The organism is Nonomuraea diastatica (assembly GCF_004349015.1).
Classification (GTDB): domain Bacteria; phylum Actinomycetota; class Actinomycetes; order Streptosporangiales; family Streptosporangiaceae; genus Nonomuraea; species Nonomuraea diastatica.
This window is the reverse complement of sequence record NZ_SMKP01000066.1, coordinates 40,540-49,319: the sequence shown is the minus strand read 5'-3', so window position 1 is coordinate 49,319 and position 8,780 is coordinate 40,540. Positions and strand designations below refer to the sequence as shown.

The 8,780-nt window shown below is 71.2% G+C and carries 8 protein-coding genes; all 8 read right to left on the bottom strand.

Annotated elements, in window-relative coordinates:
• A partial coding sequence (locus E1294_RS23295; RefSeq protein ID WP_181958539.1) for an aminopeptidase P N-terminal domain-containing protein occupies nt 1–341 on the bottom strand: 341 nt, incomplete at its 3' end.
• A gap of 37 nt (nt 342–378) precedes the next feature.
• Nucleotides 379–1,623, bottom strand: coding sequence for an alpha/beta fold hydrolase (locus E1294_RS23290; protein ID WP_246083211.1), 1,245 nt, complete (start codon nt 1,621–1,623; stop codon nt 379–381).
• A complete protein-coding gene (locus E1294_RS57790; RefSeq protein ID WP_132511461.1) occupies nt 1,620–2,432 on the bottom strand; it encodes an ATP-binding cassette domain-containing protein in 813 nt (270 codons plus the stop codon). Before E1294_RS57790 ends, E1294_RS23290 begins: the two co-directional genes overlap by 4 nt.
• Complete coding sequence (locus E1294_RS57785; protein WP_132511459.1) at nt 2,429–3,214, bottom strand: ABC transporter ATP-binding protein; 786 nt, start codon at nt 3,212–3,214, stop codon at nt 2,429–2,431. Before E1294_RS57785 ends, E1294_RS57790 begins: the two co-directional genes overlap by 4 nt.
• A complete protein-coding gene (locus tag E1294_RS23275) occupies nt 3,211–4,206 on the bottom strand; it encodes an ABC transporter permease (protein ID WP_132511478.1) in 996 nt (331 codons plus the stop codon). The genes E1294_RS57785 and E1294_RS23275 overlap by 4 nt, the downstream gene beginning before the upstream one ends.
• A complete protein-coding gene (locus tag E1294_RS23270) occupies nt 4,206–5,138 on the bottom strand; it encodes an ABC transporter permease (RefSeq protein WP_132511457.1) in 933 nt (310 codons plus the stop codon). Before E1294_RS23270 ends, E1294_RS23275 begins: the two co-directional genes overlap by 1 nt.
• Complete coding sequence (locus tag E1294_RS23265) at nt 5,139–6,827, bottom strand: ABC transporter substrate-binding protein (protein WP_132511455.1); 1,689 nt, start codon at nt 6,825–6,827, stop codon at nt 5,139–5,141.
• Nucleotides 6,824–8,752: a glycoside hydrolase family 127 protein gene (locus E1294_RS23260; RefSeq protein ID WP_132511453.1), complete on the bottom strand. Its 1,929-nt coding sequence runs from the start codon at nt 8,750–8,752 to the stop codon at nt 6,824–6,826. Before E1294_RS23260 ends, E1294_RS23265 begins: the two co-directional genes overlap by 4 nt.
• Between the last annotated feature and the right edge of the window lie 28 nt (nt 8,753–8,780).

Here is an 8,780-nt window from a genome sequence, read left to right as displayed (position 1 = left end):
CCCCGGTCGCCGGGGCGGGCGGGCGCGGGCAGGTACAGGGTGGCCTCCCCGCCCGCGACGACGGCCACGGCGTTCTCCACCGCGCAGCCGGTGAGCCAGTAGAAGTCGCTGTCCACCCTGAAGTCGTAGGCGGTGTCGTTGCTGCGCACCGGCGCCCGGCCGGCCGCCACGACGGCGGTCGTGCCGGGCAGCGCGGCGGCGAGCCTGGCCCGGTGGGCCGCGGCCGCCTCGGCCGCGCCGGGCTCCAGCGCGGGCGTGCGGGCGGGGGAGTCCCAGCCCTCGGCGATGTACGCGGCGAACGCGGGGATCTCCGTCAGTTTGGGCAACCGGCCGTCGGTCACGGGGCGATTCCTCCTCCTAGGTCGCGGACGAGCCCGGTCAGCCGGGCGAAGACCCGGTCGTCGCCGATGCCGTCGTGCTCGTACTCGTTGGTGACCCATGCCTGGGTGTTGCCGACCCGGGCGGCGGTGTCCAGTTGCAGGCCGGCGTCGACGTACATGTCGTCGAAATAGACGGCGGCGGCCACCGGCACCTCGTTGGCGGCCAGCCGGTCCAGGTCGTACAGCGGCGGCCACGTGGCGCGCTCGGCGAGCAGCTCGACGGCCGGGCCGAAGGGCGCAGCGCGCGGATCTCGCTGAACATCCAGGGGTAGATCATTTCGCCGGTGAACAGCAGTGGCCTGGCGTCCTCGGCGAAGGCGGGGTGCCGGGCGCGTTCCCGCTCGGCCGCCCATGCCGTCGCGCCGGGCCCCGAGCCGTAGATGCTCTCCTGCAGCGCCGCGAACAGCGGGTTGTCGGCGTAGGAGGAGCGGGCCAGCACCTGGTGCAGGAACGTCTCCGGCAGGTCGCCGCGCTCGTCGGAGAGGGCCTCGTCGAGCAGCCAGTGCATACGCTCGTAGCCCGGCTTCATGCCGAAGTCGACGCCGAGCGACTGCAGTCGCCGCACGGTGAGGGTGTCGCCGTCCGGCAGCGGCACGTCGCCTTCGGCCAGCCGGTCGGCCAGCCGGCTCGCGGTCTCGACGTGGTGCGGGTAGCGGTGGTAGAACGCGTCGTTCTTGGCCGCCACCCGGGGATAGGTGCGCCGGTAGACCTGCGCGGCGTCCGGTTCGAGCGAGGGCAGCCCGCCCGCCACGTAGCAGGCGCTCAGCCCGCCGGGCGCGCGGGAGAGGTACGTCAGCGTGAGGAAGCCGCCGTAGCTCTGCCCCAGCGTCGACCAGCGCCGCCCGCCGAACACGGTCGTGCGCAGGTGCTCGGCGTCGGCCACGATCGAGTCCGCGCGGAAGCGGGCCAGGTGATCGGCTCCCTCCTGCGGGCTGAGCGCGCTCATCACGCGCCCGTCGATGCGCGAGCTGCGGCCCGTGCCGCGCTGGTCGAGCAGGATCACGCGGTACGTCTCCAGCGCCCGCCCGAGCCACCCCGACGCGCCGGTGGGGCGCGGCCCCTTGCCGCCGGGGCCGCCCTGCAGGTAGAGCAGGCACGGCAGGTCCTCGCCGTCGCGCGCCGGGTCCACCACCTCCCGGGCGAACACCCTGATCGTCGCCGCCGGGTCCGACCAGTCGAGCGGCACCTCGACGACGTGGTCGCGCATCCGCATCCCGGGGATCGTGTACGTCGCGGTGATCAAGCCCTCTCCCTCCTGCGGCGCTCCCACTCGGGGTCGATGCGCGGGATGGCCGCCAGCAATGTGCGCGTGTACTCGTCCTGGGGGTCGTCGAACACCTGGCCGGTCGTCCCGAGCTCGACGATCCGGCCCTCGCTCATCACGGCGACGCGCTGCGCGATCTGCCGCACCACGGCCAGGTCGTGGGCGATGAACACGTAGCTGAAGCCGCTCTCGCGCTGCAGCCGCCGCAGCAGCTCGATCACCTGCGCCTGCACGGACACGTCCAGCGCCGACACGGCCTCGTCGCAGATCACCAGCTTGGGGTTGACGGCCAGCGCGCGGGCGATGCCGATGCGCTGCGCCTGCCCGCCGGAGAACTGCACCGGGTAACGCAGCGAGTGGTCGGGGTTGAGCCCGACGCGTTCCATCAGCTCCTTGGCGTGCGCCCGGCGGCTTCCGTTGGGCGCTATGCCCTGGTAGACCAGCGGCGCCATGAGGATGCGCTCCACCGTGTGCCGCGGGTTGAGCGAGGAGAACGGGTCCTGGAAGACGACCTGGACGTTGCCGCGGAAGCGGGCCAGCGCCGCCCCCTTGGCGTGGGTGACGTCCTCGCCCTCGAACTCCAGCGTGCCCTCGCTCGGCTCCAGCAGTTTGGCGATCATCCTGGCGGTCGTCGACTTGCCGCTGCCCGACTCGCCCACCACGGCCAGCGTCTCGCCCAGCCGTACGTCGAAGCACACCCGGTCGACGGCCGTGAACCCGGCCTTCGCCCCGAGCGGGCCGCGGGCGACGAAGCGTTTGGTCAGGTCCTTCGCGCGCAGCAGCGTCATGCGCTCACCTCGTCGAGGGGGTCGTCGATGCGGGGGATGCTGTCCAGCAGCATCCGGGTGTAGTCGTGGCGGGGCTCGGCGAAGACCTGCTCGGCGGTGCCGTACTCGACCTGCTCGCCGCGCCGCATCACCAGCACGCGGGTGGCGATCGAGCTGATCACGGCCAGGTCGTGCGTGATGAACACCATCCCCATGCCGCTCTGCCCGCGCAGGTCGGCCAGCAGGCGCAGGATCTGCGCCTGCACGGTCACGTCCAGGGCCGTGGTCGGCTCGTCGGCGATCAGCAGTGACGGTGAGCACACCAGCGCCATCGCGATCATGATGCGCTGCCGCTGCCCGCCGGAGAACTGGTGCGGGTAGTGGCGCGCCCGCCGCTCGGGGTCGGGCAGCCCGACCTCGCGCGCCGCCGCGCGCGAGCCGCCGCGGTGCGCGCGGTAGAGCTCCTCGATCTGCAGGCCGACCGTGTAATACGGGTTCAGCGACGACAGCGGATCCTGGAAGATCATCGACATCCGGTCGCCGCGCAGCCGCCGCAATTCCCTGGCGGAGGCGCCGAGCACCTCGGCGCCGTCCAGGCGGATGCTGCCGCGGGTCGTCGCGCCCTCGGGCAGCAGGCCCATGATCGCCAGGCTGGTCATCGACTTGCCGGAGCCCGACTCGCCGACGATGCCGACGGTCTCGTCCCTGCCGACGGTGAAGGAGACGTCCTTCACCACGTCGACCGGGCCACGCGTGGTGGGGAAGGTGACGTTGAGGTCCTCTACGACCAGCAGCTTGCTCATCTCGCCGTGATCCTCACTCTCGGATCCAGCCTCGTGTAGACGAGGTCCACCACCACGTTGCCGATCACCACGAAGAACGCCGCCAGCAGTGTCACCGCCATGATCACCGGCTGGTCGTTCTTGGCGATCGAGTCGGCGGCCATCTTGCCGACCCCGTTCAGCCCGAACACCGTCTCGGTGATCAGCGCGCCGCCCAGCAGCGCCGCGAAGTCCATGCCGAAGATCGTGGCGATCGGCGTCAGCGCCGGCCGCAGCGCGTGCCTGCGCATGGTCAGCGCCGGGCTGAGCCCTTTCGACCTGGCCGTGCGCATGAAGTTCTCGGCCAGGGTGTCGATCACGTTCGCGCGGGTGAGCCGCGCGTACAGGCAGGCGTAGCCGGTCGCCAGCACGAGCCACGGCATCAGGTACGACTGGAACCAGAGCGCCGGGCCGTCGGAGAACGGCACCGCCTGCGGGAACGGCAGCACCTGCAGCTCCACCACCAGCACATACTGCAGGGCCAGCGCCAGCACGTAGTTGGGGATGCTGGAGCCGCCCAGCGCCAGGCCCATCGCGGTGCGGTCCCACCAGGTGCCCTCCTTGACCGCGCTGAGCAGGCCCGCGACGATGCCGAGGAACAACCACAACACCGCCGCGCCGATCGCCACGGTCGCGCTGACCGGCAGGCGCTCGACGACCATGTCCCACACGGACTGGTTGGTCTGGAAGCTGTAGCCCAGGCAGGGCGCGGCGCAGTGCACGAGGTTCGCGCCCGCGCCGTAGTCGCGCCCGGCGAAGATCCCGGCGAGGAAACCGGAGAACTGCGCCAGGAACGGCTCGTCCAGGCCCAGGACGTCGCGGATCTGGTCGATGCGCTCCGGCGTGCACGTCTTCCCGCAGATCATCACCGCCGGGTCGGGGGAGAGCGTGAAGAAGATGATGAACGTGAACAGGCACACCAGGAAGAGGATCAGCACCACCCCGGCGGCCCGCCCGGCCAGGTAACGCGCCATCACGCGGCCTCCCCGGAGTCGAACGCGGCCCGCAACCGGTCGCCGAGCACGGTCAGCGACAACACGGTGAGGAACAGGAACGTGCCGGGGATCGCGAAGTACATCGGGTCGACGGCGTACCAGCCGACGGAGCTCGCGATCATCTGCCCCCACGACGGTGTGGGCGGCACGACGCCGACGCCCAGGAACGACAGCCCCGCCTCGGTGCCGACGTAGCCGGGCACCGCCAGCGTGGTCATGACGATCAGCGAGCTGCGCAGGTTGGGCAGGATCTCCTTGAACACCAGCGCCCCCGTGGAGGCGCCCGAAGCCCGCGCGGCCTCCACGAACTCCCGGTTCACCAGCGTCATCGTCTGCCCGCGCACCACCCGTGCCAGGTACGGCCAGCCGAACACGCTGATCACCACGACCAGCAGCACCGGCCGGTTGCCCTGCGGCAGCGACGACAGGATCGCGATCATGAAGATGAGCGCGGGGAAGGCCATCAGGAAGTCCATGACCCGGCAGATCACCTGGTCGGCCCAGCCCTGGTAGAACCCGGCCAGCAGGCCCAGCACCACGCCGAGCAGGGTGGTGAGCGCGGTGGCGGCGAGCGCGATCACCAGCGACACGCGGGCGCCGTACGCGATGCGGGCGAGGATGTCGCGGCCGTTCTGCGGTTCGACGCCGAGCAGGTGCTGGGCGCTGATCCCGCCCAGCGGCCCGTGCGGCACGCCGCCCAGGTCGGTGTCGACCGCGGCGGTGTCGAAGTCGTTCGGGCCGTGCCCGGTGATCAGGCTGATCAGCGGCGCGCAGATCGCCATCAGCACGATCAGCGCCAGGAACGCGCTGCTGAGCACGGCCGCCTTGTCGTGCAGCAGCGCGCCCGCGACCCGCCGGCCCGAGGTGGCGGGCGCACCCGCCACCTGCTGTGAGTGAGCTGCGACCGTCATCTACTTGGTCGGCTTGGCCAGGCCGACGGAGATGAGGTCGATGCCGCCGGAGAACGAGCTGGACTGGTAGGCGCCCGCGATGTTCGAGCCGACGACGAGGATGAGCTTCTCGTAGGCCAGCGGCACGATCGGTGCCTGCTTCATGACCTCCTTGTCCAGCTCGCCGTACGCGGCGTTGGCCTCGTTGACGTCGGTCATCGCGGCGATCTCGTCGATCCGCTCGTTGATCGCCTTGTCATCGATCTGGGCCAGGTTCGCGTTGCCCTTGGCCGTGATGTTGCGGCCGTCGAACAGCGGCGGCAGGAACGTCGCGCCGGAGGCCCAGTCGGGGCACCAGCCGGTGACGGCGGCGTCGTGCTGCTGCGCCGGCGTGCCGATGACCTCGTAGAACGTCGAGGTGTCGATGTTGTTGATCTTGAGGTCGATCTTCACCTGCTTGAGCGCGTCCTGGATCGCCACCGCCACCGCCGCCATCTTGGGGTCCGGGCGGGTGTCGAGCGTCAGGGAGAACCCGTCCGCCAGGCCCGCCTCGGCCAGCAGCTTCCTGGCCTGCTCGACGTTGTACGGGTACGGGTCGTAGTCCACCCGGCCCGCGATCGTGGGCGGCTGGATCGAGGTGCCCTTGGCGGCCAGGGCGCTGCCGCCCATCCCCGCGACCACGGTGTCCTTGTTGATCGCGTGATTGATCGCCTGCCGCACGCGCACGTCGTCCAGGGGCTTCTTGGTGGTGTTCAGGCTCATGTACGTGGTGCAGCCGTTGAGCCCGGACAGGGTGCGCTGCTTGATCTGCGGCTGCTGAACCCGCGCCACGGTCGCCGCCTGGATCGACGGGCCGATGGCGTCGGCGTCGGTGCCCTGCCCGGCCAGCATGCGCTCGTCGATCGTGGCCGGGTCCAGGCCGAACGTCCACTCGAAAGCGTCCGGCTTGGCCGCCCGCACGCTGTCGGTCTCGGGCTTCCACTGCGGGTTGCGCACCAGCTTCAGCGAGGAGCCGCGCTGGTGGCTCGCCACCTTGTACGGCCCGCTCGCGATCGGCTTGGTGTCGAACGCCGCGCCCGCCCCCGTGCCCTTGGGGAAGGGCGTGAAGTTGGCGAGCGCCAGCGCGCTCGGGAAGTCGGCGAAGGGCTTCTTCAGGTGGAAGACGACCGTCTTGTCGTCGGGCGTCTCGATGGTGTCCAGGTCGCCGTCGAGGTACGGGCCCTGGTAGTCCTTCGGCGCGTCCAGCAGCAGTTTCCCGTACGGCGAGCCGATCCCGGCCTCCGGGTCGAACGTGCGTGAGAAGCCGAACTTCACGGCCTCGCTCGTGATCGGCGTGCCGTCCTCGAAGAACAGGTTGTCCTTGAGCGTGAACGTCCAGGTCTTGCCGCCGTCGGACGGCGTCCCCGTGTCCGTGGCCAGATCGGGCACGATCTTCGTGCCCTCGGCTCCCGGACCCGCGCCGAACATCGTCAGCCCCCGGTAGATGAGCCGGTAGAAGTTGTTGACGCCACCGTCGAAGCCGCGCACCGGGTCAAGGTGGGAGAAATCCGCCTTGGCCAGGACGTGCACCGTGCCGCCCGTCGCAGGTGCCGCGGCCGGGGACCCCGTCCCCGTGCCGGAGTTGGGGGCCGCGCCGCCGCCTCCTCCGCACGAGGTGAGCGCCAGCACGACGGTCATGGTGACGCTCGCGAGCGCCGCCGATCTCCTCATGTCGCCTTCTTTCCGTTGTTCGGGCGGTCCTGGGTCCGGGTCCTGACCCAGACCCGCATGGCTTGAGGGCCGCGGTTGCCCCACAGGAAGTAGGGGGTGAAGGTCGCGGTGACCTTCCCTCGCGGGGACGTCTCCTCCAGCGGTAGCTCGGGGTAGAGCTCGGCCGAGGCCGGGGGGGCGGCGCCGGCCTCCACGCGCAGCACGACGGCGCCGTCCCGCCGCTCGATGTTCGCGTTAACAATGTCGGCGACGCCGACCACCAGGTCATCGACGGGCACCGGGCTGTCCTGCTGCTCGACGCAGTAGACGAGCGGGCCGCGGGCCAGGGCGACCGCGCCCCTGGTGGCGTCGAGGTAGGGGTGGGAGCCGTGCGCCCTGACCGGCATGGGCAGGTGCAGCCGTACCTCGTCGCCCGCCGCCCACGCGCGCCGCAGGGTGATCCATCCGTCGCGAGCGGCGGCGTCCAGCGGCTCGCCGTTGACGGTGACGGACACGTCCCTGGCCCAGCCGGGGACACGCAGCGCCAGCTCGTACGGGTCGCGCGGCGCCCGCTCGACCGTGAGGCGCACGTCGCCGTCCCACGGGTAGCCGGTCTCCATGGCCAGGTCCAGCTCCGAGGTCTCGATCCTGGCCGCGGTGTAGGCGGCGACCAGCACGGCGCCGTCCCGCTCGGCCGCCACGTAGTCGGCGAGCTGGGCCATCCACCGCACGATGTTGGGCGGGCAGCAGGGACAGCCGAACCAGGCCCGCCGCAGCGGCTCGCCGCCGGCCTCCGCGCCGCTGCGCTGCTCGTGGTCGGGGCGGCGCTGGAGCGGGTTGTCGTAGAAGAAGGCCGTGCCCTCCGCCGACAGCCCGACGGCGTAGGCGTTGTGGAGCACGCGCTCGAACACGTCCACGTACTTCGCGCCGCCCGTGGCCAGGAACATGCGCCAGGCCCACTGCATGACGGCGATGGCCGCGCAGGTCTCGCTGTAGGCCCGTTCCGGCGGCAGCTCGTAGCGGTCGCCGATCGCCTCGTCGGAGTGCCGGCTGCCCAGCCCGCCCGTGATGTACAGCTTGGTCGCCACCATGTCGTCCCACAGCCGCTCCAGCGCCTCGGCCAGCGACGGGTCGCCCGTCTCCAGGAGGACGTCGGCCACGCCGGCCGCCAGGTAGCCCATGCGCACCGCGTGCCCGGTCACCGACGGCAGCTCGCGGAAGGGCACGTGGTCCTGGAAGTAGTCGCCGGGGAAGATGCTGTGCTTGAGCGCGCCCGTGCCGCGCCGGTCGACGAACCGCGACGCCTGGGTGAGATAGCCGCGCTCGCCCGTCTCCCTGTACAGCTCGACCAGTGCCATCTCGACCTCGGGATGCCCGCAGACGCCCGCCTCGCCGAACCGGGAGACGACCAGGTCGGCGAAGCGCGCCGCCACCCGCAGTAGCCGGTCGTCGCCCATCCGGCGGTGCGCGGCGACGGCCGCCTGGATCAGGTGGCCCAGGTTGTACAGCTCGTGTCCCCAGGCCAGGTCCTCCCACGGCTTCTTGGCCGCCGCCGGGTCCTGGAAGAAGGAGTTGAGGTAGCCGTCGGGGGCCTGGACACGTTCCAGGAGGCCGACGACCTCCTCGTAGAACTCCCGCACCGGCTGCGCGGTGCGGCCGTCGCCCAGGTCGTACGCGAGCCCTTCGAGGGTCTTGTACAGATCGGTGTCGAGGAACGGGTAGCGGCCGCGGTAGGGGGCGGGGTCCGGCTCCAGGAGGCGGCTCAGGTTGGCGACGTTGCCGGCCGCCCTGAGCTGCTCGATGGTGTGCGGGATCGTGGCCGTGCTGTTCCGGCGCCGCCAGTCGTGGAGCAGACCGCCGGTCATGTGCACCCCGGAGACGGGCCGTACCGCTCCCGCGGTCGTACGCACGGCGCCCGACGGGGGCTTGACCTGCTTAGACGTCATGAAGCATCCCAGTAATGTGTGGCATTGC